22 protein-coding genes are annotated in these 23,077 nt (G+C 65.6%); 17 read left to right on the top strand and 5 right to left on the bottom strand.

From position 1 onward, the window contains the following. The first annotated feature begins 123 nt into the window (after nucleotides 1–123). Both AC1DSA_RS00420 and AC1DSA_RS00415 read left to right on the top strand, forming a co-directional pair. Nucleotides 124–948, top strand: coding sequence for a lysophospholipid acyltransferase family protein (locus tag AC1DSA_RS00420; RefSeq protein ID WP_477884923.1), 825 nt, complete (start codon nucleotides 124–126; stop codon nucleotides 946–948). Further along, nucleotides 945–1,811, top strand: coding sequence for an LpxL/LpxP family acyltransferase (locus AC1DSA_RS00415; protein ID WP_477884921.1), 867 nt, complete (start codon nucleotides 945–947; stop codon nucleotides 1,809–1,811). Before AC1DSA_RS00420 ends, AC1DSA_RS00415 begins: the two co-directional genes overlap by 4 nt. Here AC1DSA_RS00415 and AC1DSA_RS00410 read toward each other — a convergent pair. Both AC1DSA_RS00410 and yihA read right to left on the bottom strand, forming a co-directional pair. Then, the gene (locus AC1DSA_RS00410; protein ID WP_477884919.1) at nucleotides 1,805–2,695 is read right to left on the bottom strand and encodes an alpha/beta fold hydrolase; all 891 of its coding nucleotides are present in this window, start codon (nucleotides 2,693–2,695) and stop codon (nucleotides 1,805–1,807) included. The two genes, AC1DSA_RS00415 and AC1DSA_RS00410, sit on opposite strands and share 7 nt — an antisense overlap. Continuing rightward, a complete protein-coding gene (yihA, locus tag AC1DSA_RS00405) occupies nucleotides 2,692–3,336 on the bottom strand; it encodes a ribosome biogenesis GTP-binding protein YihA/YsxC (protein ID WP_477884917.1) in 645 nt (214 codons plus the stop codon). The genes AC1DSA_RS00410 and yihA overlap by 4 nt, the downstream gene beginning before the upstream one ends. Before the next feature lie 109 nt (nucleotides 3,337–3,445). Between yihA and AC1DSA_RS00400 the strand changes: the two genes are divergently transcribed. From AC1DSA_RS00400 to AC1DSA_RS00380, 5 genes are all read left to right on the top strand, one after another. Further along, nucleotides 3,446–4,111 (top strand): c-type cytochrome, encoded by a 666-nt coding sequence (locus tag AC1DSA_RS00400; RefSeq protein ID WP_477885936.1) that lies wholly within the window; start codon nucleotides 3,446–3,448, stop codon nucleotides 4,109–4,111. A 90-nt stretch (nucleotides 4,112–4,201) separates the two neighbouring features. Beyond that, on the top strand, nucleotides 4,202–6,316 hold the full coding sequence (locus AC1DSA_RS00395; protein WP_477884915.1) for a cytochrome c biogenesis protein ResB: 2,115 nt from the start codon (nucleotides 4,202–4,204) through the stop codon (nucleotides 6,314–6,316). Further along, nucleotides 6,313–7,638: a c-type cytochrome biogenesis protein CcsB gene (ccsB, locus tag AC1DSA_RS00390; RefSeq protein WP_477884913.1), complete on the top strand. Its 1,326-nt coding sequence runs from the start codon at nucleotides 6,313–6,315 to the stop codon at nucleotides 7,636–7,638. Before AC1DSA_RS00395 ends, ccsB begins: the two co-directional genes overlap by 4 nt. A 71-nt stretch (nucleotides 7,639–7,709) precedes the next feature. Further along, nucleotides 7,710–8,708 (top strand): protein-methionine-sulfoxide reductase catalytic subunit MsrP, encoded by a 999-nt coding sequence (msrP, locus tag AC1DSA_RS00385; RefSeq protein ID WP_477884911.1) that lies wholly within the window; start codon nucleotides 7,710–7,712, stop codon nucleotides 8,706–8,708. Beyond that, nucleotides 8,708–9,373 (top strand): protein-methionine-sulfoxide reductase heme-binding subunit MsrQ, encoded by a 666-nt coding sequence (locus AC1DSA_RS00380; RefSeq protein ID WP_477884909.1) that lies wholly within the window; start codon nucleotides 8,708–8,710, stop codon nucleotides 9,371–9,373. The genes msrP and AC1DSA_RS00380 overlap by 1 nt, the downstream gene beginning before the upstream one ends. Here AC1DSA_RS00380 and lysA read toward each other — a convergent pair. Beyond that, nucleotides 9,300–10,589: a diaminopimelate decarboxylase gene (gene lysA, locus AC1DSA_RS00375; protein ID WP_477884907.1), complete on the bottom strand. Its 1,290-nt coding sequence runs from the start codon at nucleotides 10,587–10,589 to the stop codon at nucleotides 9,300–9,302. The two genes, AC1DSA_RS00380 and lysA, sit on opposite strands and share 74 nt — an antisense overlap. Then, a complete protein-coding gene (lptM, locus tag AC1DSA_RS00370; RefSeq protein ID WP_477884905.1) occupies nucleotides 10,586–10,831 on the bottom strand; it encodes an LPS translocon maturation chaperone LptM in 246 nt (81 codons plus the stop codon). The genes lysA and lptM overlap by 4 nt, the downstream gene beginning before the upstream one ends. A gap of 12 nt (nucleotides 10,832–10,843) precedes the next feature. Between lptM and cyaY the strand changes: the two genes are divergently transcribed. Continuing rightward, nucleotides 10,844–11,173 carry an iron donor protein CyaY gene (gene cyaY, locus AC1DSA_RS00365; RefSeq protein ID WP_477884903.1) on the top strand — a complete coding sequence of 110 codons (330 nt, stop codon included), beginning with the start codon at nucleotides 10,844–10,846 and terminating at the stop codon, nucleotides 11,171–11,173. Here cyaY and AC1DSA_RS00360 read toward each other — a convergent pair. Further along, nucleotides 11,163–13,640, bottom strand: coding sequence for a penicillin-binding protein 1A (locus tag AC1DSA_RS00360; protein ID WP_477884901.1), 2,478 nt, complete (start codon nucleotides 13,638–13,640; stop codon nucleotides 11,163–11,165). The two genes, cyaY and AC1DSA_RS00360, sit on opposite strands and share 11 nt — an antisense overlap. 270 nt (nucleotides 13,641–13,910) lie before the next feature. Here AC1DSA_RS00360 and AC1DSA_RS00355 point away from each other — a divergent pair, with 270 nt between their 5' ends. The 9 genes from AC1DSA_RS00355 to AC1DSA_RS00315 are packed head-to-tail and all read left to right on the top strand — an operon-like array spanning nucleotide 13,911 to nucleotide 23,074. Continuing rightward, nucleotides 13,911–14,990 carry a pilus assembly protein PilM gene (locus AC1DSA_RS00355; protein ID WP_477884899.1) on the top strand — a complete coding sequence of 360 codons (1,080 nt, stop codon included), beginning with the start codon at nucleotides 13,911–13,913 and terminating at the stop codon, nucleotides 14,988–14,990. Then, the gene (locus AC1DSA_RS00350) at nucleotides 14,987–15,673 is read left to right on the top strand and encodes a PilN domain-containing protein (protein WP_477884897.1); all 687 of its coding nucleotides are present in this window, start codon (nucleotides 14,987–14,989) and stop codon (nucleotides 15,671–15,673) included. The genes AC1DSA_RS00355 and AC1DSA_RS00350 overlap by 4 nt, the downstream gene beginning before the upstream one ends. A gap of 41 nt (nucleotides 15,674–15,714) precedes the next feature. Then, a complete protein-coding gene (locus AC1DSA_RS00345; protein WP_477884895.1) occupies nucleotides 15,715–16,383 on the top strand; it encodes a type IV pilus inner membrane component PilO in 669 nt (222 codons plus the stop codon). After that, entirely contained in the window at nucleotides 16,380–16,922 is a 543-nt protein-coding gene (locus AC1DSA_RS00340; protein ID WP_477884893.1) for a pilus assembly protein PilP, read from the top strand. The genes AC1DSA_RS00345 and AC1DSA_RS00340 overlap by 4 nt, the downstream gene beginning before the upstream one ends. After that, a complete protein-coding gene (locus tag AC1DSA_RS00335; protein WP_477885934.1) occupies nucleotides 16,922–19,045 on the top strand; it encodes a type IV pilus secretin PilQ in 2,124 nt (707 codons plus the stop codon). Before AC1DSA_RS00340 ends, AC1DSA_RS00335 begins: the two co-directional genes overlap by 1 nt. Nucleotides 19,046–19,060: 15 nt before the next feature. Beyond that, entirely contained in the window at nucleotides 19,061–19,588 is a 528-nt protein-coding gene (locus AC1DSA_RS00330; protein WP_477884891.1) for a shikimate kinase, read from the top strand. A gap of 10 nt (nucleotides 19,589–19,598) precedes the next feature. Then, a complete protein-coding gene (gene aroB / locus AC1DSA_RS00325) occupies nucleotides 19,599–20,702 on the top strand; it encodes a 3-dehydroquinate synthase (protein ID WP_477884889.1) in 1,104 nt (367 codons plus the stop codon). A 9-nt stretch (nucleotides 20,703–20,711) separates the two neighbouring features. Beyond that, the gene (locus AC1DSA_RS00320; RefSeq protein WP_477884887.1) at nucleotides 20,712–21,851 is read left to right on the top strand and encodes a deoxyguanosinetriphosphate triphosphohydrolase; all 1,140 of its coding nucleotides are present in this window, start codon (nucleotides 20,712–20,714) and stop codon (nucleotides 21,849–21,851) included. After that, nucleotides 21,848–23,074, top strand: coding sequence for an MFS transporter (locus tag AC1DSA_RS00315; protein ID WP_477884885.1), 1,227 nt, complete (start codon nucleotides 21,848–21,850; stop codon nucleotides 23,072–23,074). The genes AC1DSA_RS00320 and AC1DSA_RS00315 overlap by 4 nt, the downstream gene beginning before the upstream one ends. Nucleotides 23,075–23,077 lie beyond the last annotated feature (3 nt).

Below are 23,077 nucleotides of genomic sequence, written 5' to 3'. Positions count from 1 at the left end.
GTGGGTTTGACTGCGAAAGGCGCGTTGCCTTTTGCCGGAGCTTGGGCGAACGCTTTAGCAGATTTTTTTAACGTCGCCCTGCAAGTAGTTCCGTAACTCGGCGACAGGCCCGATTCTAACTGCGTGAAAGCACTCTTCCAACTGATGTCCACATGGCCCCTGGCGCTGCTGCACGCGCTGGGAGCGGTGCTCGGCTGGCTGACCTGGCTGCTGTCGCCCACCTACCGGCGCCGCTTCGCCGAAAACGCGCGCCAGGCGGGCTACCGCTTTGCCGAGGTCCGGCCGGCCGTGGCCGAGGCGGGCAAGCTGGTGGCGGAAACGCCACGCCTGTGGTTCGGAAGCACGCCGGCGATCCTGTGGGAGCACGACGACCTGATCTCCGAATTGCGCGCACAGGGCCGCGGGATCGTCTTCCTTACGCCCCACCTGGGCTGTTTCGAGGTGACGGCGCAGGCCTATGCCGCCCGCTTCGGGCCGATCACGGTGCTGTACCGCCCGGCCCGCAAGGCCTGGCTGCGGGAGCTGGTGGCGACGTCGCGCGACCGGCCCCGGATGACCGCGGTGCCGACCACGTTGGCGGGCGTGCGCCAGATGCTGCGCGCGCTGCGGGCGGGCGAAGCGGTCGGCCTGCTGCCGGACCAGGTTCCGCCCCGGGGCCTGGGCGTGTGGGCGCCGTTCTTCGGCCGGGACGCGTACACCATGACGCTGCCCGCGCGGCTGGTGCAGCAGACCGGCGCGGCGGTGCTGCTGGCCTGGGGCGAACGCCTGCCGCGCGGCGGCGGCTACCGCGTCCGGCTGCAGCGGCTGGAGGGCGAACTCGCGCGCGACCCGGCGGAGGCGGCGGCGCAAGTGAATGCGGCGATGGAGCGCCTGGTGCGCGCCGGGACCACGCAATACCTGTGGGGCTATGCGCGCTACAAGCAGCCGCGCGAGGAGTCGGTCACGTGAGCCATCTGGGCATCCTTTTCATGCGCACGATCGCGCACCTGCCGCTGTCCTGGGTGCGGGCCATGGGCTATGGGCTGGGCCAGTTGCTGTACTGGGTGGTGTGGCCGCGCCGCAAGGTGGTGAACACCAACCTGCGCCTGTGCTTTCCCCAGTGGAGCGCGGCGCAGCGCCGCGAGGTGGCCCGCAAGACCTTCATCCACGTGGCACAGTCCTTCCTGGACCGCGCCTGGCTGTGGCACGCCGACCCCGAGGTGGTGCGCCGCCGGATCGTGCTGACCGGCTCGTTGCGCGAACTCGCCGGAGGCGACCCGACCATCGTGTTCGCGCCGCACTTCGTGGGGCTGGACGCCGGCGTGACCGGCCTGTCGCAGCAGGTGCAGCGCCGCTTCATCGGCATCTACACCAAGCAGAGCAATCCCGTCGTCGACGCCTGGGTGCTCCAGGGGCGCAACCGCTTCGGCATCCGCCCGCGGCCGATGAGCCGCTCGGAAGGCGTGCGCGAAATCATCTCGGCGCTGCGGGAGGGCGACGTCATGATCCTGCTGCCCGACATGAATTTCGGCCCGGAGGAATCGATCTTCGTGCCCTTCTACGGCGTGCCCGCCGCGACGGTGCCGTCGCTGTCGCGGTTCGCGCGGCTGGGACGCGCGAAGGTCGTGCCGGTGATCACCCGGATGCGGCGCGGCGGCTACGAGGTGCGGGTGCACGACGCCTGGGTGGGCTTTCCCACGAATGACGCCGAAGCCGACACCGCGCTGATGAACCGGCGGCTGCAGGAGTACGTGGACGAGATTCCGTCCCAGTACTACTGGGTGCACAAGCGCTTCAAAACCCGCCCGCCGGGCGAGCCCGGCGTCTACTGAGCGAAGAAGGTGCTCAGGCGCTGCGCCACGAACGCAGGCCGTTCGTGCACGATCCAGTGGGAGGCATCGGGCACCGTTTCCACCGTCAGCCGGGGGATGTACGCATCCAGCCCGTCCAGCAGTTCGGGCAGCAGCGCGGTGTCCTGCAGGCCCCACAGCACGAAGGTGGGAATGTCCACGGTGAGCATCTCGCGCGGCAGCGTGATGGCAGTGGCTCCGGGGTCGTCCTCGCGCGGCGGCCGCAGCGGCGAGGCGCGGTAGTAGTTCAGGCCGCCCGTGAGGCTGCGGTCCCACACGGCCCGGTACTGGTCCTTCACCGATTCCGTCAGCCAGGGCGCGGAGCCCCAGTGCGTGAAGAAGCCCAGCAGGCGGCGGTACCCGTCCTCGCGCAGCAACTTCTCCGCGTCGGGGCGGACCAGGAAATTCATGTAGGCACTGGCCGCGCGCTGCGGCTCGCTCGTCTGCAATGCGCGCAGGAAGGTGCCCGGATGCGGCGAGTTGATGATCGCCAGCTTCTTCGTCAGCTGCGGGAACTGGTTGGCGAAATTCCAGGCGACCGCACCGCCCCAGTCGTGCGCGACGAGGCAGGCGAGGGGTGCGCCTTCGATTTCGGCGAGCGCGACGAGGTCCTTGACCAGTTCCCGGGGCCGGTAGGCCGCCACGTCCGCCGGCTGCGAGGATTCTTCGTAGCCGCGCAGGTTGGGCGCCACGCAGCGGTAGCCGCCGTTGGCGGGCTGGGCGAAGTGCTCCAGCAAGGCGTCCCAGACGAAGGCGGCCTCGGGGAAGCCGTGGAGGAACATCAGGACCGGCCGCCCGCGCTCCCCGGCCGCGCGGCAACTGAGGGTGATGCCGTGGGGAAGCGCTTGCTGCCAGGTCTGGATCATGTCGGTTCCGCTTGCGGGTGGGCCCACTGCCACAGGAGGAGCGAGGCTTCCTCCACGCCCTCCTTCTTCAGGGCGGAGAACAGTCTGGCCTCGCCGCCGCCGGTTTGCAGTCGCGCAATCGACAAGGCCTTGTTCTGCTCGCTCCGGTTGAGCTTGTCGGACTTGGTCAGGAGCACCAGCAGCTTCAGGCCCTGCTCGACGCGCGGGCGGATCACCTCCAGCAGGATGTCGTCGAGTTCGGTCAGGCCATGGCGGGGGTCCACCAGCATCACCACCCCGGTCAGGTTTTCGCGCGTCACCAGGTAATTGGCCATGACCTGCTGCCAGCGGATCTTGTCGGCCTTGGGAACCGCGGCATAGCCGTACCCTGGCAGGTCGGCCAGCACGGCATCGGTCACGCCCTGCTTGCCCAGCTCGAACAGGTTGATCGCCTGGGTGCGCCCGGGGGTCTTGGAAGCGAAGGCGAGCCGCTTTTGCTGGGTGAGGGTGTTGATGCAGGTCGACTTGCCCGCATTGGAGCGGCCGACGAAGGCGATTTCCGGCACATCGAGGGCGGGCAGGTGCTCCAGCCGCGGCGCCGTGGTGAGGAAACGGGCCGTGTGCAGCCAGGCGACAGCTTGCGCCGCGGGGGAGGTGGTCATGGGGAGCCGGGAGGGGGAGGAGTGGGCATTGTAGAATCCCGGGGTTTTGCGCCAATCAAACCAAAGAAACGTGAACAAGACGCCTGCCTCCCTGCTGCTGGCCGCCCTGCTGGCGATCTCTGCCCTTTCCACCTGGGCCCAGCAGCCTGCCGCCAGCGCTGCGGCGCCCGCGGCCAGCGCGGCCGCCCCCGCTGCCCATGGCGCGCCAGCCCCGGCTGCGGCCCCCGCCGTGGCCAAGGCGGATGCGGCCGCCGGCGAGGCGAAGTTCGGCGCCGTGTGCGTCGCCTGCCACGGCGCGGGCGGCAATTCCGGCATCCCCGCCAACCCCAAGCTCTCGCAGCAGCACGATGCCTACATCGTCAAGCAGTTGCAGGAGTTCAAGGCCGGCAAGCGCGCCAGCCCGATCATGCAGGGCTTCGCCTCGCAGCTGAACGACCAGGACATGAAGAACGTGGCGGCCTACCTTGGCGCCCAGAAGGCCAAGCCCAATTTCGCCAAGGACAAGGAACTGGTGAGCCTGGGCGAGAAGATCTACCGCGGCGGCATCCAGAACCGCCAGGTGCCGGCCTGTGCCGGCTGCCACAGCCCCAACGGTTCGGGCATTCCCGCCCAATACCCGCGCCTGTCCGGCCAGCACGCCGACTACACCGCTGCGCAGCTGGTTGCGTTCCGCGACGGCGTGCGCAAGAACAGCGCGCAGATGACGCAGGTCGCCGCCAAGCTGAACGATCGCGAGATCCGCGCCGTGTCGGATTACATTGCCGGCCTGCGCTGAGGCGACGACGGTTGAACTAACCGCCTCCGCGGCACACCAAATCGGGCGGGCACCTCGCAGGAGGGCCCGCCTTTTTTCATCCTTGCGTCCATGACTTCCATTCCCGCCGATCCGCGCAGCACGGGCAGCAGCTCCCGCAACGCAAGAGCCCTGCTCGAGCTGGTCTCCTCGATGCGCTTCGCGATCTCCCTGCTCACGGTGATCTGCATTGCCTCGGTGATCGGCACGGTGCTGAAACAGGGCGAACCCCTTGTCAACTACATCAACCAGTTCGGTCCCTTCTGGGCCGAGCTGTTCATGGCCATTCGCCTGAACACCGTCTACAGCGCCTGGTGGTTCCTGCTGATCCTGGGGTTCCTGGTGGTCAGCACGTCGCTGTGCATCGCCCGCAACACGCCGAAAGTCCTGGCGGACTTCAAGGCCTACAAGGAAAACATCCGCGAAAACGCGCTGCTGGCGTTTCACCACCGCGCCGAGGGCGCGCTCGCCGGCACGCCGCAGGACGAAGCGCAGCGCGTCGGCCAGGCGCTGGCCAAGGGCGGCTGGAAGGTCCGCCTGCAGCAGCGCGAGGGCGGCTGGATGGTCGCCGCCAAGGCGGGCGGCGTGAGCAAGCTGGGTTACCTGGCCGCGCACAGCGCGATCGTGCTGGTGTGCCTTGGCGGCTTGCTGGACGGCGACCTGATCGTGCGGGCCCAGATGCTGTTCAACGGCAAGCAGCCCTACAAGGGGGGCGGCATGGTTTCCGAGGTGCCCGCGCAGTACCGCTTGCCCAGCACGAATCCCACCTTCCGGGGCAACCTGCTGGTGGCGGAAGGTACGCAATCGTCGACGGCGGTCCTGAGCCAGTCGGACGGCATCCTGCTGCAGGAACTGCCTTTCACCATCGAACTGAAGAAGTTCATCGTCGAACACTACTCGACGGGGATGCCGAAGCTGTTCGCCAGCGACATCGTCATCCACGACCGCGAGACCGGCGAGCAGATCCCGGCGCGGGTGGAGGTGAACCACCCGGTGCGCCATCGCGGCATCGAGATCTACCAATCCAGTTTCGACGACGGCGGCTCCAGCGTGACGCTGAAATCCGTGCCCCTGGACGGCAGCGGTCGCAGCTTCGAGGTGCAGGGCACCATCGGCGGTGCGACCGACCTGGCGCGCGGGCAGGGCGATGGCGCCCAGAAGATGACGCTGGAATACACCGGCCTGCGCGTGATGAACGTGGAAAACCTCGCGGGCGCTTCCGGCAGCGGCGCGGACGTGCGCAAGGTGGACCTGCGGGCATCGTTCGAAGCGGGCACGGGAGCGGCCAACAAGTCGGGGACCAGGAAGACCCTGCGGAACGTGGGGCCCAGCATCACCTACAAGCTGCGCGATGCCGCGGGCCAGGCGCGCGAGTTCCACAACTACATGCTGCCCATGGAACTGGGGGATGGCGTTCCGGTGTTCCTGCTCGGGATGCGCGACACCCCGGCCGAGGGCTTTCGCTATCTGCGCATTCCCGCCGACGAGAACGGTGCGCTGGACGGATTCACGCGCTTGCGCGCGGCCCTCGCGGATCCGGCGGCACGGGAAGCGGCGGTGCGCAACTACGCGCGAAGCGCCACGGATCCGACGCGGCCCGAACTGGCGCAGCAACTGGCGGTGTCGAGCGCGCGCGCGCTGGCGCTGTTCGCCGGCGCCGAGGCGGCCGCCGGCAAGGCGGCGGGCGGTTTGCAGGCCGTCTCCGAGTTCATCGACACCAATGTCCCGGAGGCCGAGCGGCCGCGTGCGGGCGAAGTCCTGGTGCGCATCCTGAACGGGGCGCTGTTCGAGGTGGCCCAGCTGAGTCGCGAGAAGGCCGGGCTGTCGCCGCTGCCGCGCGACGAGCGCACCCAGGCCTTCATGACGCAGGCGGTCTTGGCGCTCAGTGATGCCTATAGCTACCCCGCGCCGATGGCTTTCGAGCTGAAGGAGTTCAAGCAGGTGCAGGCCAGCGTGTTCCAGGTGACCCGTTCGCCCGGCCGGGTCATCGTGTACCTGGGGTGTGCCTTGCTGATCCTGGGGGTTTTCGCGATGTTGTATGTTCGGGAGCGCCGCCTCTGGGTCTGGCTCAGCCCGTCCGGCAGGGGTTCGCAGGCGCGCATGGCGCTTTCGTGCAACCGCAAGCTGATGGACATCGACCGCGAATTCCAGCAGCTGCGGGACCGGCTCTTGGGAGACAAGCAATGAACACCGCCACCACCACGACCACCATCACGCTGGACGAGGGCTTCCTGTCGCGCCGCGGCTGGTTCGACTGGGTGTTCGCGCTGCTGGCCGTGGCAGGCGGCCTGTACGCCTTCTCCATGTACCACCAGCACATGGACGTCTACGAGAAGGGCATCCTGTTCGCCGCGGTGCCCGCGGTGATCTGGCTGGGCTGGTTCTGGCGGCCATTGCAGGTCCTGATGCTGGTCGTGGCAGGGGCATCGCTGCTGGGCATCGTGTCCTACCAAGGACAGATCGCCCGGGCCGACAACGTCTTCTGGCTCAAGTACTTCCTGTCCAGCCAGTCTGCGATCCTGTGGATGAGCGTGCTCTTCGTGATGAGCACGGTGTTCTACTGGATCGGCATGTTCGCGCGCGGCCAGTCGTCCACGATGGAGATGATCGGATCGCGCCTGGCCTGGGTGGCCGTTGCCATGGCGCTGATCGGCACCATGGTGCGCTGGTACGAGAGCTACCTGATCGGCCCCGACATCGGCCACATTCCGGTCAGCAACCTGTACGAAGTCTTCGTGCTGTTCTGCTGGTTGACGACCGCTTTCTACCTGTACTTCGAACACCAGTACGCGACGCGCTCGGTGGGCGCCTTCGTGATGCTGGTGGTGAGCGCCGCCGTTGGCTTCCTCCTCTGGTATTCCTTTGCGCGGGAAGCGGCCGAGATCCAGCCACTGGTGCCGGCCCTCAAGAGCTGGTGGATGAAGCTGCACGTTCCCGCCAACTTCATCGGCTACGGCACTTTCTCGCTGGCGGCCATGGTCGCCTTCGCCTACCTGATCAAGCAGCAGGCCGCCGAGACGCGCTGGCACCGGCTGACGCCGCTGTGGGTGCTGGGCGTGTTCCTCACGGTGCTGCCCATGGTGTTCCGCAAATCGATGGAGACCAGCAGCAGCTACTGGCTGGGCTACTTCACCGTGTCGGCGCTGATCGTGGGCGGCATCCTGTTCGCGCGCCGGCGCATCGCGGAGCGCCTGCCCGCGCTGGAAGTGCTCGACGACGTGATGTACAAGTCCATCGCGGTCGGCTTCGCCTTCTTCACGATCGCCACCGTGCTCGGCGCGCTGTGGGCGGCCGAGGCCTGGGGCGGCTACTGGAGCTGGGACCCGAAGGAGACCTGGGCGCTGATCGTCTGGCTGAATTACGCGGCCTGGCTGCACATGCGCCTGATGAAGGGCCTGCGCGGAACGGTCTCGGCCTGGTGGGCGCTGGTCGGCCTGGCCGTCACCACCTTCGCTTTCCTGGGCGTGAACATGTTCCTCTCGGGGCTGCACAGCTACGGAGAACTTTGAGCCCGGCTGAAACCTTTTGCGGCTCGCGAGCGTATGGACAGGGAACAGCACCACATTCGGAAGGGGTCCCCATGCTGATCAGGACAGGTCGTGACGGTTTCCAGCATCCGGTGTCCAGCGACATCACGCCGCAGGCCGTCTACGAGGATCGCCGGCGGCTGCTGAAGTGGATGGCCACCGGGGTCGCTGGAGCCTCGCTGGCCACCTGGGCGCAGCGCGAGGCGCTGGCGCAGCAGGTGCAGAAGCCCGGCAAGTTGCCGGCGCTGCCCACGGCACGTTCTACGGTGGCCGGCGCGGTGACAATGGAAAAGATCACCGAGTACAAGGACGCCAGCAGCTACAACAACTACTACGAGTTCGGCACCGACAAGGCCGATCCGGCGCAGAACGCGCACACGCTCAAGACCAAGCCGTGGACGGTGGAGGTCGAGGGCCTGGTCAAGAAGCCGGGCAAGTACGCGATCGAGGACCTGCTGAAGCTGTCCTCGCAGGAGGAACGCATCTACCGCCTGCGCTGCGTCGAAGGCTGGTCGATGGTGATTCCCTGGGTCGGCTATTCGCTTTCCAACCTGATCAACAAGGTCGAGCCCCTGGGCAACGCCAAGTACGTCGAGTTCCTCACGCTGGCCGATCCCAAGACCATGCCGTTCGTGGGTTCGCGCGTGCTGGACTGGCCCTACGCCGAAGGCCTGCGAATGGACGAGGCGATGCATCCGCTGACGCTGCTCACGTTCGGCATGTACGGCGAAGTGCTGCCCAACCAGAACGGCGCACCGGTGCGCATCGTGGTGCCCTGGAAGTACGGATTCAAGAGCGCAAAGAGCATCGTGAAGATCCGTTTCGCCGAGCAGATGCCCAAGACCGCGTGGAACAAGGCGGCCGCCAACGAATACGGGTTCTATTCCAACGTGAACCCCGACGTGGACCACCCGCGCTGGAGCCAGGCGACCGAACGGCGCATCGGGGAAGACGGCCTGTTCGCCAAGAAGCGCAAGACGCTGATGTTCAACGGCTACGAGGCGCAGGTCGGCCAGCTGTACGCCGGACTGGACCTCAAGAAGAACTTCTGATGCAGCTCGCGCGAGCCTTGCTGCACCCGGCGGCCAAGCCCCTGGTGTTCGTCGCGTCGTTGCTGCCGTTCGCGTGGCTGTTCTACGGCGCACTGACGAACAACCTGGGTGCCAACCCCGCGGAGTACCTCTCGCGCGCCACCGGCGACTGGACACTTCGCTTCCTGTGCCTGACGCTGGCCGTCACGCCGGTGCGGGTGGAGGCGAAGCTGCCGACGCTGCAGCGGTTCCGCCGCATGCTGGGCCTGTTCACGTACTTCTACGTGGTGCTGCACTTCCTCGCCTACAGCTGGTTCGACCAGGGGTTCGACCTGGGCGACATCGCGAAGGACATCACCAAGCGTCCCTTCATCCTGGTCGGCTTCACGGCCTTCCTGCTGCTGACGCCGCTGGCCGCGACCTCGTTCAACCGCGCGGTGAAGGCGATGGGCGCGAAACGCTGGCAGGCCCTGCACCGGCTGGTGTACCCGGTCGCTGGGCTGGGCATCCTGCACTTCTTCTGGATGCGCGCCGCGAAGAACAACTTCGCGGAGGTGGCGGTCTACGCCGCCATCCTGGCCGTGCTGCTGGGATGGCGCGTCCGGGAAGCCCTCAGGAAGCGCCAGGCGCGGGCAACAGTTTCTCCTTCCGCACCTGGTCCGCGAAGCTTTCCCGTTCGCGAATGAGGTGGGCCTGGGCGCCGTCCACCAGCACTTCGGGTGGGCGGCCGCGCGTGTTGTAGTTGCTGGCCATGCTCATGCAGTACGCGCCCGCCGAAAGGACCGCCAGCAGGTCGCCCGACTGCGCCGCCAGCTTGCGGTCCCGTCCGATCCAGTCACCGCTTTCGCACACCGGGCCCACCACGTCGTAGCTCACCGCCTTTCCGGCGCGGGTGTGCACCGGCACGATCTGGTGAAAGGCCTCGTACATCGCGGGACGGGGCAGGTCGTTCATCGCCGCGTCGACGATGCAGAAGTTCTTCTGTTCGCCCGGCTTGAGGTACAGGACCTCGGTCACGCAGACGCCCGCGTTGCCGACCAGCGAGCGGCCCGGCTCGATCAGCAACTGCCGGTCGCCGTACCCGCGCGCGTCCAGCCGCTGCAGCAGCTTGTGCCACAGCGCATCCGCCGCCGGTGGCTGCTCGCCGTTGTAGACGATGCCCAGGCCGCCGCCGAAGTCGATGTGCTGCAGCGCGATGCCGGTCTTCTCGATCGCGGCGACCAGGTCGAGCACACGGTCCAGGGCATCGAGGTAGGGCGACACCTGCGTGATCTGCGAGCCGATGTGGCAGTCGATGCCGATGACACGCAGGCCGGGCAGCGAGGCCGCGCGCCGGTAGGCATGCAGCGCTTCCTTGTGGGCAATCCCGAACTTGTTGCCCTTGAGGCCCGTGGAAATGTAGGGATGGGTGAGCGGGTTGACGTCCGGGTTCACGCGCAGGCTGACGGGCGCCTGCACGCCCAACTCCGTCGCCACCTGGCTGAGCACGTCCAGTTCGGGTTCGCTCTCGACGTTGAAGCAGTGGATGCCGGCTTCCAGCGCACTGCGCATTTCGCGCCGGCTCTTGCCGACGCCGGAGAAGATGATGTCCGAGGCCTTGGCGCCGGCTGCCAGCACCCGCTCGAGTTCGCCGCCGGACACGATGTCGAAGCCGCAGCCTGCCTGGGCGAAGACCTGCAGCACGGCGAGCGAGGAGTTTGCCTTCAGCGCATAGCAGATCTTCGCCTTGCGGCCGGCAAACCCGCGTTGGTACGCGGCCAGCGCCGACAGCATGGATGCGCGGGAATAGACGAACAGGGGCGTGCCGTGTTCGCGCGCGAGGTCCGCAAGGCGAACGTCCTCCACGAACAGTTCCTCGCCCCGGTAGTCGACGAAGGGAGAGCCGGGCAGGGGAGAGGTCATGGCTGGCGGATCGGTGAGGCGGTGCCGGAAGGCGGGTTGCTGGAGGCGGCGCGTGAGGGGGTCACTGCCGTGCCGGAGGGCGACAGCGTCTCCGGCAGGCTGGCACGGCCGGCGGCGGCTTCGCCGCTCGGAAGCACCAGCGGCCCTTTCTGGCCGCAGGCTGCGAGCAGCGCAATCGCGCCAGCGGCGATGGCCGCGCGCACCGGCGGGGCGCTGACTAGAATTTGGTGGACACCGAACATCTGGAAATTGTAATGACCGATCTCGAATACCTCGACCGCGCGGAGGCCCTGCTTGCAAGCGTCGAGGCAAGCTGCGACCGGATCAATGAAGCCACGGACGCCGACATCGACAATCAGCGCGTGGGCGGCATGGTCACGCTGACCTTTTCCGATCACAGCCAGATCGTGGTGAACCTGCAGAAGCCGCTGCAGGAAGTGTGGCTCGCCGCACGGGCCGGCGGCTTCCACTACAGGTGGACAGCGCAGGGCTGGCAGGACACCAAGGGCAGCGGCGAATTCTTCGACGAATTGAGTCGCCAGGCCAGCCAGCAAGCCGGCCGGCCGCTCGACTTCAGTTCCTGAAGAGGTCGAGGATGCTGCGCCGTTCTTCGGTGGGCGCGGGTGCGGGCGGCGGTGGCTGCCCATTGGAGTTCATCATGCTGCGGTCGCCCGGAGTTCCCGGAGCCTGCTCGCCCTGCGAACCGCCGGCGCGCGGCCGCGGCGATCCGTCCGGGCCTACGGCGTTGTCGCCGCCGGCGAGACCGAGGCTCGCGACCCCGTTGCCGCGCGCGTATTCTTCGTAGTACCACTCCCCGTTGACGTTCACGAGCCCCTCTGGCGCAGCGGGCTCCATCACCGGCACGCCCTTGAGCGCCGTTTCCATGAAGTTGATCCAGATGGGCAGGCTCAGGCCGCCCCCGGTTTCGCGGTCGCCGAGGGAGCGGGGGGTGTCGTAACCCATCCAGACGATGGCCACGAGCGTCGGATGGAAGCCATTGAACCAGGTGTCGATGGAATCGTTGGTCGTGCCCGTCTTTCCGTACAGGTCCGGACGCTTCAACTCGCGCTGCGACCGGGCCGCCGTGCCGGAGCGGGCCACTTCCTGCAGCAGCCGGTCCATCACGAAGGCATTGCGCGCGTCGATCGCGCGCACGGACTCATTGAGCAGCGGAGGCTGGCTTTCCACCAGCGGCTTGCCCTTCTGATCGGTGATGCGCGTGATCAGCCAGGGATTGACGCGGTAGCCGCCGTTGGCGAACACCGAATAGCCCAGTGCCATCTGCATGGGCGTCACCGAGCCCGCGCCCAGTGCCATCGTGAGGTAGGCCGGGTGCTTCTCGGCCTCGAAGCCGAACCGGCTGATCCAGTCCTGCGCGTTCTGCGTGCCGACGGCCTGCAGGATGCGGATGGACACCATGTTCTTGGACTTGGCCAGCGCGTTGTGCAGCGGCATGGGCCCTTCGAACTTGCCGTCGTAGTTCTTGGGTTCCCACGGCTGGCCGCCGGTGACGCCGGAGTCGAAGAACAGCGGAGCGTCGTTGACGATGGTCGTCGGCGAGAAGCCCTTTTCCAGCGCAGCCGAGTAGATGAAGGGCTTGAAACCCGAGCCCGGCTGACGCCACGCCTGGGTCACGTGGTTGAACTTGTTCTTGTTGAAGTCGAAGCCGCCCACCATCGCATGAATGGAGCCGTCGCGCGGGTCCAGCGCAATGAAGGCACCTTCCACCTCGGGGATCTGGGTGATCTCCCAGGTGTCCTTGACGGTCTTCATCACGCGGATGATTGCGCCCCGCCTGATCTTGATCTTGGGGGTCGCTTTCTCGGAGAGGCCGGACTGCGCCGGCCGCAGGCCCTCTCCGACGATGTCGAAACGGTCGCCGTTGCCGCGCACCGCCACGATCTTCTTGGGAGTCGCTTCCAGCACCACGGCCGCCATGACGTCGCCGTTGTCCGGGTGGTCGGCCAGGGCGTCGTCGATGGCGTCTTCGAGTTCCTTCGGATCGGTGGGCAGGTCGACGAAACGCTCTGGACCGCGGTAGATCTGGCGCTTTTCATAGTCCATGATCCCCTTGCGCAGCGCCTTGTACGCCGCCTCCTGCTCATTGCCCTTCACCGTCGTGTACACGTTCAGGCCGCGGGTGTACGCCTCGTCGCCGTACTGGGAAAAGACCAGTTGCCGAACCGTTTCAGCGATGTATTCGGCGCGGACCGCAGTGGTCTGCACTCCCGTGCGCACCCGGAGTTCCTGCTTTTTCGCTGCATCAGCCTGCTCGGCGGTGATGAAACCGTTCTCCTCCATCCGTTCGATGATGTAAAGCTGCCGTGAGCGTGCCCGCGACGGATTGGTGATCGGATTGAACGCCGAAGGAGCCTTCGGCAATCCGGCCAGCATCGCCGCTTCCGCGATGGTGATGTCCTTCAGTGGCTTGCCGAAGTAGGTTTCGCAAGCTGCGGCGAAGCCATAGGCCCGGTTGCCGAGGAAGATCTGGTTCATGTAGATCTCGAGGATCTGGTCCTTCGAGAGCATATGCTCCAGCTTGAAGGTGAGCAGCACCTCGTACAGCTTGCGGGTGAAGGTCTTCTCGGTCGACAAATACACGTTGCGCGCCACCTGCATGGTGATGGTGGACGCTCCCTGGCTCTTGGCCCGCCCCAAGTTGGCGATGCCGGCGCGCATCAGGCCCTTGTAGTCGACTCCGCTGTGGGAATAGAAGCGCGCGTCCTCGATGGCCAGGACGGCGTTCTTCATCACCGCCGGGATCTCGTTGATCGGCGTCAGGTTGCGCCGCTCCTCGCCGAATTCCCCCAGCAGGACGCCTTCCGCGCTGTAGATCCGCAGCGGCAACTTGGGTCGGTAGTCCGACAGGTCGCTGATGTCCGGAAGGTTGGGATAGGCAACCGACAGGGCCACGCCCGCGACCGTGATCACTGCGACCAAGGCGGCGAAAGCCAGCCCGAAGGTCCAAATAAAGAACTTGATCAGGAAGCGCTGCCAGGCAGGTCTGCGCGAGGCGGGGCCGGGAGCGGCAGAAGAAGAATCGGAAGCCATAGAACTCCATCGGGCGTCCCGGAGCGCCCATTATAGAAATGCATGGGCCTGTAAAGGCCGGTCATGCGGTGGTTCCACACCGGGTGTCGGGACGCGCTTTGACGCGTCCCTTAAGGGGCCGGAGTATCGCAGCAATGCTCGTCGGCTTTTGACAACGCCAGCCAGTCGCGCGAGCCGGAATTTCCTTTGGCGACAAGGATGTTACTGCTAGCATTCAAGTGGAATCTTAAGTTTGTTACGCCTTGACACCGGGCGTCGTAGGAGACGGGTTTGATCACAATCGGCTCTCTGCTTGGCCGCCAGTCGGCCCCATTGCTGGGACTGGATATCAGCTCTTCCAGCGTCAAGCTGGTCGAACTGGGACTCGCAAAAAACGGCGGCTATGTGCTCGAGCGCTGCGCCATCGAGCCCCTCGAACGCGGCTGGATCACCGACGGCAACGTCGAGAAATTCGACGAGGTGGCGGAAGCGATGCGCCGCGTCGTCAAGAAGAGCGGCACCCGTACCCGGAACGTCGCCATGGCTTTGCCGGCTTCTGCGGTGATCACCAAGAAGATCATCCTGCCCGGCGGTTTGTCCGACCAGGAACTGGAGATCCAGGTGGAAACCGAGGCCAACCAGTACATCCCCTTCTCGCTGGACGAGGTGAGTCTCGACTTCTGCGTCGTCGGGCCCAGCACGACGTCCTCCGGAGACGTCGAGGTGCTGATCGCCGCGTCCCGCAAGGAAAAAGTGCAGGACCGACAGGGATTGGCCGAGGCCGCCGGACTCAAGCCAGTCATCATCGACGTCGAGTCCTATGCCTCACGCTTGGCCGCCGGGCGACTGATCGGCAACCTGCCGGCAGAGGGCAAGGACCAGATGGTCGCCCTGTTCGAGGTGGGTGCGTCCACCACCAGCATGCAGGTGATCCGCAACGACGAAGTCCTGTATGACCGCGACCAGGCATTTGGCGGCGCCCAACTCACCCAACTCATCGTGCGCCAGTACGGGTTCTCCTCCGAAGAGGCGGAGAGCAAGAAGCGCAGTGGTGAACTGCCGGACGATTACGAAGCCGGAGTGCTGCGTCCCTTCGTGGACAGCATGGCACAGGAAGTCGCTCGGGCACTGCAGTTCTTCTTCACCAGCACCCCCCACAACCGCGTGGACCACATCATGCTGGCGGGCGGCTCCGCCGCCCTGCCTGGCTTGACCGAGGCGATCACCGCCCAGACGTCGTTTTCGTGCGTCCTGGCGGATCCGTTCCAGAGCATGCAGTTCGGTGACAACGTCCGCGAAAAGAAGGTTCGGCGCGAGGCGCCCTCATACCTCACTTCCTGCGGCCTCGCGATGCGGAGGTTCCTGCAGTGATCCTGATCAACCTGTTGCCGCACCGCGAAGCGGCTCGCAAATTCCGGCGCGACCTGTTCTATGCAAGCCTGGGCGCATCCGCGGTCGCCGGCGTCGTGATCGCAGGCGGCATCTATCTCTGGTTCGCGGCGCAGATTTCCGGCCAGCAGACACGCAACCAGGTCCTGAGCACAGAGATCAAGCGCCTCGAGGGCCAGATCAAGGACATCGCGACACTCCAGGAAGAGATCGCCGCCCTGCGCGCTCGCCAGCAGGCGGTGGAAGATCTTCAGGCCGACCGAAACATGCCGGTGCACCTGCTGAACGAGCTGGTCAGGCAACTGCCCGACGGCGTGTACGTCAACAATGTGCGGCAGACGAACAATACCGTGGCGATCTCGGGCGTTGCCCAATCCAACGAACGGGTCTCGGAACTGCTGCGCAACCTGGGCAGCAACAGTCCCTGGTTTACACGTCCCGAATTGCTGGAGATCGTCGCTGGAAACCTCAGTTTGTCGAAAAACGACCAGCGCAGGGTCGCCAACTACAAGGTGACGGTGAAACTGCTGCGTGCCAGTGAGGCCCAAAAGGCCGCCTCGGCTGCCTCCGCGGCTGCAAGCGGTCTGGTTCCGACGGCGGCAGCGGCGACGAGCGCCACCGTCGCGGCGGTCACTCCCGCAGCAGCCGCTTCGAGCAAGAAGTGATGGCTGCGTTCCACCAGACCCCCGCAACAAGGTACTGAACCATGGCGACCAACGTCAAAGGCCTGGACTCGGCTGCGCTGAGTGAAAAGATCTCCTCGCAGTTCCGTGGGCTTAATCCCAACGACCCTGCCTCCTGGCCGGTCGTCCCCAAGGCCGTGCTGTGCACCGCGGTGGCCGCGGGCATCGTTGCGGCGCTGTGGTTCGTCTGGCTGACGAACTCTGCCGACGAACTCGAAGCGGAACAAAAGAAGGAAGTCGGCCTGCGGGTGGACTACAAGAAGAAGCTCGCGCAGGCCGTCAACCTGGATGCCCTGCGCAAGCAGCGCGAGCAGGTGCAGCAGTACGTCACGCAACTGGAGAAACAGCTTCCCAGCAAGGCCGAGATGGACGCACTGCTGTCCGACATCAACCAGGCTGGCCTCGGTCGAAGCCTCACCTTCGATCACTTCCGGCCGGGTTCCATCAGCGTCAAGGAGTACTACGCCGAATTGCCGATCTCCATCCGGGTGACCGGCCGCTACCACGACATCGGCTCTTTCGCGTCCGACATCGCCCACCTGTCGCGCATCGTCACCCTCAACAACCTGGAGATCAACCAGGGCAAGGACGGCAACCTGACGATGGACTCGACCGCCAAGACCTTCCGGTATCTGGATCCGGAGGAGGTGGCGGCACAGCGCAAGGCGACCGGCAAGGGAGGCAAGAAATGAGGCACACGCTGCTGCTCGCCTTGGTCGCCGCTACGGCGTTGAGCGCTTGCAACGGGACGGAACAGGACGAGGTTAACAGGTGGATGGCCGAACAACGCGCCACCACCAAGCCGCAAGTCCAGCCCATTCCCGAGCCGAAGAAGTTCACGCCCGAGAACTACGCCATGGAATCGGCCGTCGAGCCATTCAGTGCCCAGAAACTGACGCAAGCGCTCAAGCGGGACTCGCAGCAGGCGGGGTCCGCCAGTGCCGCACTGCTTGCGCCGGAGTTGAATCGCAGGAAGGAGCCGCTGGAGGCCTACCCGCTCGATGCGATGACGATGGTCGGCAGTCTCATGAAGGCAGGCCACCCGGTGGGATTGGTCAAGGTGGACAACCTCTTGTACCAGGTGAAGCCGGGCAACTATCTCGGGCAGAACTACGGACGAATCACGAAGGTGGGAGAGAGCGAAGTCGTGCTGCGCGAGTTGGTACAGGACGCCGCCGGCGAATGGATCGAGCGAATCGCGACACTGCAACTGCAGGAGAAGTCCAAATGATGAAAAGAAACGAGTGGAGTTGGGGTGCCCTTCTTGCCGCGGCAGCGGTGTTTGCGTCCGGCTTTGCGCACGCGGCGCCCGCCGTCGAAAACATCGCGGGTTCGATGCAGAGCGGGGCGGAAATGGTCCGCATCGAGTTCACCGAACCTCTGGCGGCTTTGCCCACCGGCTTTGTCACGCAGTCGCCGGCACGCATCGCCCTCGACGTTCCTGGTGCGACCAATTCCATGGGACGCAACGCGGTGGAGATGAACGTCGGTAACCTGCGCTCCGTGAACGTCGTGCAGGCGGGCGACCGGGCTCGCTTGGTTCTGAACCTCAAGACACCCACCAACTACAAGCTTGCCTTGGACGGCAAGGCGCTGCTCGTGACGCTGGACCCGGTCGCGCAAGCGGCCTCGGCCCCATCGACGGGGCAAGCTTTCGCCGAGAGCCGCAACCGCGATCCCCAGCCACTGCGGGACATGGATTTCCGGCGCGGCCCGGACGGTTCCGGTCGCGTGGTGGTGGACCTGCCGACCAACCAGGTGGGCGTGGACATCCGTCAACAAGGTCAGACGCTGGTGGTGGATTTCCTCAAGTCCACCCTGCCTGAGGGGCTCCGCCGGCGCATGGACGTCACCGACTTCGGCACGCCGATCCAGACGGTGACCACCTCGCAACAGGGCGACCGCGTGCGCATGGTCATCGAGCCGCGTGGCAACTGGGAGCACAGCGCCTACCAATCCGACACCCAGTTCGTGGTGGAAGTGAGGACCCAGAAGCAGGATCCTTCGAAGCTCACCCAGGGTCCCGGTTACAGCGGTGAGAAGCTGTCGCTCAACTTCCAGAACATCGAGGTGCGTTCGTTGCTGCAGGTGATTGCTGACTTCACCAACTTCAACATCGTCACTTCCGACTCGGTGACCGGCGGCGTGACCTTGCGCCTGAAAGACGTTCCCTGGGATCAGGCGCTGGACATCATCCTGCAGGCCAAGGGCTTGGGCATGCGCCGCAGCGGCAATGTGCTTTGGATCGCTCCGAAGGATGAGATCGCGGCGAAGGAAAAGCTGGAACTCGAAGCGAACGCGGCCATCCAGAGCCTCGAGCCGTTACGCACGCAGTCCTACCAATTGAATTACACCAAGGCCGCCGACGTCGCCGTCCAACTGACGGGAACGGGTTCTTCGCGCATCCTGAGCGCCCGCGGCAGTGCCATCGCTGAACCGCGGACCAACCAACTGTTCGTCACGGACGTGCCCACCAAACTGGAGCAGGTGCAGCAGTTGATCGGTCGCCTGGATATTGCCGTGAGGCAGGTGCTGATCGAGGCCCGGATCGTGGAAGCCTCCGACACCTTCGGCAAGTCGCTTGGCGTTCGCCTTGGCGCCGTCGATCTGCGCAACACGAACCCCATCGGCGGGACGCCCGGCTATAGCGTGGGCAGCCAACGCGGGTCGGCCACGGCCACCTACGATGCTGTGTCTGCACAGACGGGGCAGATTGACCGGAATCCAACCAACTTCAATACGCTCAACACCAGTTTCGTGAACCTGCCGTCGGCAGGGGCAGGAGGCTTTGCACCGTCCAGCTTCGCGATCTCCCTTTTCAATTCCGCGGCCAACCGCTTCCTTACGCTGGAATTGTCGGCGCTCGAAGCGGACGGCAAGGGCAAGCTCGTTTCAAGCCCGCGCGTCGTGACCGCTGACAAGACCAAGGCCCTCATCGAGCAAGGCACGGAGTTCCCGTATCAGCAGGCGACGTCCAGCGGCGCGACCTCGGTCGCCTTCCGACGCGCCACGCTGAAGCTCGAAGTGACCCCCCAGATCACGCCTGAGGGCAACATCATCCTGGACCTCGACATCAACAAGGACAGCCGCGGCGAGACCACGGCGGCGGGCATTGCGATCAACACCAAGCACATCAAGACGCAGGTGCTCGTAGAAAATGGCGGCACGGTCGTGATCGGCGGCATCTTCGAACTCACCGAAACCGAGAACGAAGCGCGCGTCCCCCTGCTGGGAGACATCCCGATCGCCGGCAACCTGTTCAAGAACCGCCAGCGCAGCAGCAACAAGCAGGAAATGCTGGTGTTCATCACGCCGAAGATGGTGTCAGACCGGCTGTCCAGTGCCGGTCGTTGAAGCGAGCGCGATGTCTTGATCCTATTTCTCGTGGGGATGCCCGGCAGTGGGAAGTCCACTGTCGGGCGCCAACTCTCAAGGCGGCTCGGGCTGCCTTTTTTTGATTCCGATCATGTGATCGAGCAACGCCTGGGCTGCACCATCCGGGAGTATTTCGAACGCGAGGGGGAGGCAGCATTCCGCGAGGTCGAAGAGCAGGTTCTCGCTGAATTGGCGGGCGGGGCTCCCGCAGTGATCGCCACGGGAGGCGGCGCCGTCCTGCGCGAACCCAATCGTCGGGCGATGCGCGACGGGGGCAGGGTCATCTACCTGCGCGCTTCCCCCGAGGAACTCTATCGCCGTCTGCGGCATGACACCCAACGGCCGCTGCTGCAGGTGGCAGACCCCCTGGCGCGCTTGCGCGCGATGCACGCGGAACGCGATCCGCTGTATAGAGAGGCCGCCCATTTCCATATCGAGACAGGGCGGCCCTCGGTGCCGACGCTGGTCAACATGATCGTGATGCAGCTGGAGCTCGCGGGGCTCTTGCCGCCGCCCCCTTAAACTCTGGGGCATGACGGCCCCGCATTCCGGAACGACCCAGCAGGTGAGCATCGCGCTGGGGGATCGAAGCTACGACATCCAGATCGGTGCGGGCCTGCTCGGCCAGTCGGCCGCATGGGAGGGCCTGCCGGCTGCGGCTGCGGCGCTCGTCGTGACGAATACGACGGTGGAGCCGTTGTACGCGGCTCAGCTGCGAGAGGCACTCGCTGCACGCTATCGCTCAGTCATTCAAGTGGTGCTGCCGGATGGCGAGGCGCATAAGGATTGGCAGACTCTCAACCGCATCTTCGATGCATTGCTTACCCATGGCTGCGATCGCAAGACGGTGCTGTTTGCACTGGGAGGCGGCGTTGTGGGCGACATGACCGGATTCGCGGCGGCCAGCTACATGCGAGGCGTCCCCTTTGTCCAGGTGCCGACGACGCTGCTCGCCCAAGTGGACTCCTCGGTGGGAGGCAAGACGGCGATCAACCATCCGCTCGGCAAGAACATGATCGGGGCCTTTTACCAGCCGGTACGCGTGGTGTGCGATCTCGGGACACTGAACACATTGCCGGCGCGGGAGCTCAGTGCGGGCCTCGCGGAAGTCATCAAGTACGGACCCATTGCGGACATGTCGTTCCTGGACTGGATCGAGGCGAACGTCGAATCGCTGTTGCAGCGGGATTCCAATGCGCTCGCGTACGCGGTCAAGCGGAGTTGCGAAATCAAGGCCGCGGTGGTGGGGCACGACGAGCGCGAGTCCGGCCTGCGCGCCATCCTCAACTTCGGTCACACTTTCGGCCACACGATAGAAGCCGGGCTTGGATATGGCGAGTGGCTGCATGGCGAGGCGGTCGGCTGTGGCATGGTCATGGCGCTGCAACTGTCACTCCGCCTCGATCTGGTCGATGCAGCCTTCGTCGAACGGGTCACGCGTCTCATTTCGCGAGCTGGCCTTCCTACGGTTGGACCCGCGCTGGGGGCGCAGCGGTATCTCGACCTGATGCGCGTGGACAAAAAGGCGGAGGCGGGTGAGATCCGATTCGTCGTGATCGACCGCCCCGGTCACGCAGTCGTACGGAGCGCCCCCGACGATATGGTTCGGCAGGTGCTGGCCGACTGCACGCGCTGAACGGCGCGCATGACCCTTGCTGCCTACGCCTGTGATCCGGCGCGCTCGCGTGGGCGGAGGCATCCGGAAGAGCCAGCCCCGACGCGAACGGACTTTCAGCGGGATCGCGACCGAATTGTTCACTCGACCGCGTTCCGGCGCCTTGTTTACAAGACACAGGTCTTCCTCAACCACGAGGGCGACCTGTTTCGTACCCGTCTTACGCATTCGATCGAAGTTGCACAACTCGCCCGATCGATTGCCCGCCCACTGGGCCTCAACGAGGACCTGGTGGAGGCCATCGCCCTGGCGCACGACCTGGGACATACCCCATTCGGCCACGCCGGCCAGGACGCGCTGAACGAATGCATGGCGCAGCATGGAGGCTTCGAGCACAACCTCCAAAGCCTGCGGGTCGTCGATGCACTGGAAGAACGGTATCCGGCTTTCGACGGCCTCAACCTCTGCTTCGAAACTCGCGAGGGCATCCTGAAGCACTGCTCTCGTGCGAATGCGCAGAAGCTGGAAGAGCAGGAGCCGGGGGGCGTCGGCCGCCGCTTTCTCGACCGGACGCAACCGAGTCTCGAGGCGCAACTGTGCAACCTCGCGGACGAGATCGCCTACAACGCGCACGACATCGATGATGGCGTGCGCTCCGGGCTGATCACGCTGGACCAGGTCGCCCAGGTTCCCTTGTTCGGAGAGCACCACAGGGCTGCCATGCGTGAGCATCCTCAACTGCAGGGTCGCCGTTTGCTGTACGAAGCCATACGCCGAATGCTCAGTGCGCAGGTTTACGACGCCATTGCGGCGACGCGTAGCCGCATCGATGCCGAACGGCCGGAGCATGAAGACGACGCGCGCAAGGCGCCTTCGCTCGTGAGCTTCACGGACGCTGAGCGCATCAAGGCGACAGAGCTCAAGTCCTTTCTTTTCCGCAACCTGTACCGGCACGCCCGAGTGATGGAGACCACCAGCCAGGCACAAGAAGCCGTGCATGAACTGTTCGCGTGCTACCTCGCTGCCCCCAAGGAGATGCAAGCCGGCTTCGCGGCGCGATCCGATACGGAGCGCGCCGTCGCAGACTACATCGCGGGCATGACCGATCGGTATGCACTGCGAGAGCACGAGCGTCTCACTGGACGCGTTCTCCTCACGGGAACGCCGTGAAGACGTTCGATCCCGCGCTGGTCGTCATCCTGGCGGGGATCAGCGCGGCCCTGCACATCGGCAAGCTGCCGCCGGCCTTGCCGGTGCTCCGCGACGCGTTGAATATCTCGCTCGTCCAAGCGGGATTTCTGCTGTCCCTGGTGCAACTGGCGGGCATGACCTTGGGCCTCGCTGTCGGCGCTGCGGCCGACTCTCTGGGGGCCCGGCGCACGATGGTCCTCGGTCTGGTCATCCTTTCCATGGCGAGCTTCGTCGGCGGCACCGTTGCGACGGCGGAAGCATTGCTGACCTTGCGCGCGGTCGAGGGGCTGGGCTTCCTGCTTGCCTCATTGCCCGCGCCCGGGTTGATCAGGCGGCTGGTGGACCCTTCCCGCCTCAGCACGGCGCTCGGTCTCTGGGGGGCCTACATGCCGTTCGGGACCGCGCTCGCCTTGCTTGCCGGACCTGCGTTCATTGCCGTGAGCGGGTGGCCGGCGTGGTGGTGGATGCTAGGCGTCCTGTCGCTACTGATGGCATTGTGGACATGGCGAGCGGTTCCCTCGCAAGTCGACCACCGAGTCGCCGCCGGTGCATTTGGAGCATGGACGAGGATTGCCCGCACCTTGCGCGCGGGCGGTCCGTGGCTCGCGTCGGTGGCGTTCGCAACCTATTCGGCGCAATGGCTTGCGGTGATCGGGTTCCTGCCCACCATCTACGCGCAATCTGGGCTGCCCGCTTCCTATGCGGCGGTTGCGACCGCCTTGGCGGCAGCCGTCAACATGGTGGGGAACATCGCGTCAGGCCGCCTGCTTCAGCGCGGAACACCCGCGTCGGTCCTTCTCCAGTGCGGCTACCTGGCCATGGCGGTCGGGGCATTCGCGGCGTTTGCACCATGGTTGGATTCCGGACCCGCAGCAGCCTTGCTGCGTTATGCGGGGGTCCTCCTTTTCTCCGCGGTAGGGGGCTTGATTCCCGGCACGCTCTTCTCGCTCGCGGTTCGTGTCGCACCCGACGAAAGCACGGTTTCCACGACGGTCGGCTGGATGCAGCAATGGTCCGCCTTCGGCCAGTTCGTGGGCCCCCCCGTGGCGGCGTGGGCCGCCGCGCGTGCGGGCGGCTGGCATGTCACTTGGTGGGTCACGGGCAGTTTCGCCGTGGCAGGCATGGCGGTGGCGGCGGGGATCGCCCGCTTTCTCGCGGGACATGCTTCCAGCGCGTCTGCGCGCGTCCGCAGTGCCCCGTAAAAT

The sequence above is a fragment of the Ramlibacter sp. P4_H7 genome (assembly GCF_056400765.1).
The sequence above is the reverse complement of the archived record's forward strand: the minus strand, read 5'-3'. Positions and strand labels throughout refer to the sequence as shown.

Bases quoted from the DNA above. Each gene is read 5' to 3' on its own strand.
- AC1DSA_RS00340 (WP_477884893.1), top strand. From the start codon at position 16,380: ATGAGGCACACGCTGCTGCTCGCCTTGGTCGCCGCTACGGCGTTGAGC.
- aroB (WP_477884889.1), top strand. From the start codon at position 19,599: ATGACGGCCCCGCATTCCGGAACGACCCAGCAGGTGAGCATCGCGCTG.
- AC1DSA_RS00345 (WP_477884895.1), top strand. From the start codon at position 15,715: ATGGCGACCAACGTCAAAGGCCTGGACTCGGCTGCGCTGAGTGAAAAG.
- cyaY (WP_477884903.1), top strand. From the start codon at position 10,844: ATGACCGATCTCGAATACCTCGACCGCGCGGAGGCCCTGCTTGCAAGC.
- AC1DSA_RS00335 (WP_477885934.1), top strand. From the start codon at position 16,922: ATGAAAAGAAACGAGTGGAGTTGGGGTGCCCTTCTTGCCGCGGCAGCG.
- msrP (WP_477884911.1), top strand. From the start codon at position 7,710: ATGCTGATCAGGACAGGTCGTGACGGTTTCCAGCATCCGGTGTCCAGC.
- AC1DSA_RS00360 (WP_477884901.1), bottom strand. From the start codon at position 13,640: ATGGCTTCCGATTCTTCTTCTGCCGCTCCCGGCCCCGCCTCGCGCAGA.
- AC1DSA_RS00320 (WP_477884887.1), top strand. From the start codon at position 20,712: ATGACCCTTGCTGCCTACGCCTGTGATCCGGCGCGCTCGCGTGGGCGG.
- AC1DSA_RS00410 (WP_477884919.1), bottom strand. From the start codon at position 2,695: ATGATCCAGACCTGGCAGCAAGCGCTTCCCCACGGCATCACCCTCAGT.
- lptM (WP_477884905.1), bottom strand. From the start codon at position 10,831: ATGTTCGGTGTCCACCAAATTCTAGTCAGCGCCCCGCCGGTGCGCGCG.
- AC1DSA_RS00380 (WP_477884909.1), top strand. From the start codon at position 8,708: ATGCAGCTCGCGCGAGCCTTGCTGCACCCGGCGGCCAAGCCCCTGGTG.
- yihA (WP_477884917.1), bottom strand. From the start codon at position 3,336: ATGACCACCTCCCCCGCGGCGCAAGCTGTCGCCTGGCTGCACACGGCC.
- lysA (WP_477884907.1), bottom strand. From the start codon at position 10,589: ATGACCTCTCCCCTGCCCGGCTCTCCCTTCGTCGACTACCGGGGCGAG.
- ccsB (WP_477884913.1), top strand. From the start codon at position 6,313: ATGAACACCGCCACCACCACGACCACCATCACGCTGGACGAGGGCTTC.
- AC1DSA_RS00395 (WP_477884915.1), top strand. From the start codon at position 4,202: ATGACTTCCATTCCCGCCGATCCGCGCAGCACGGGCAGCAGCTCCCGC.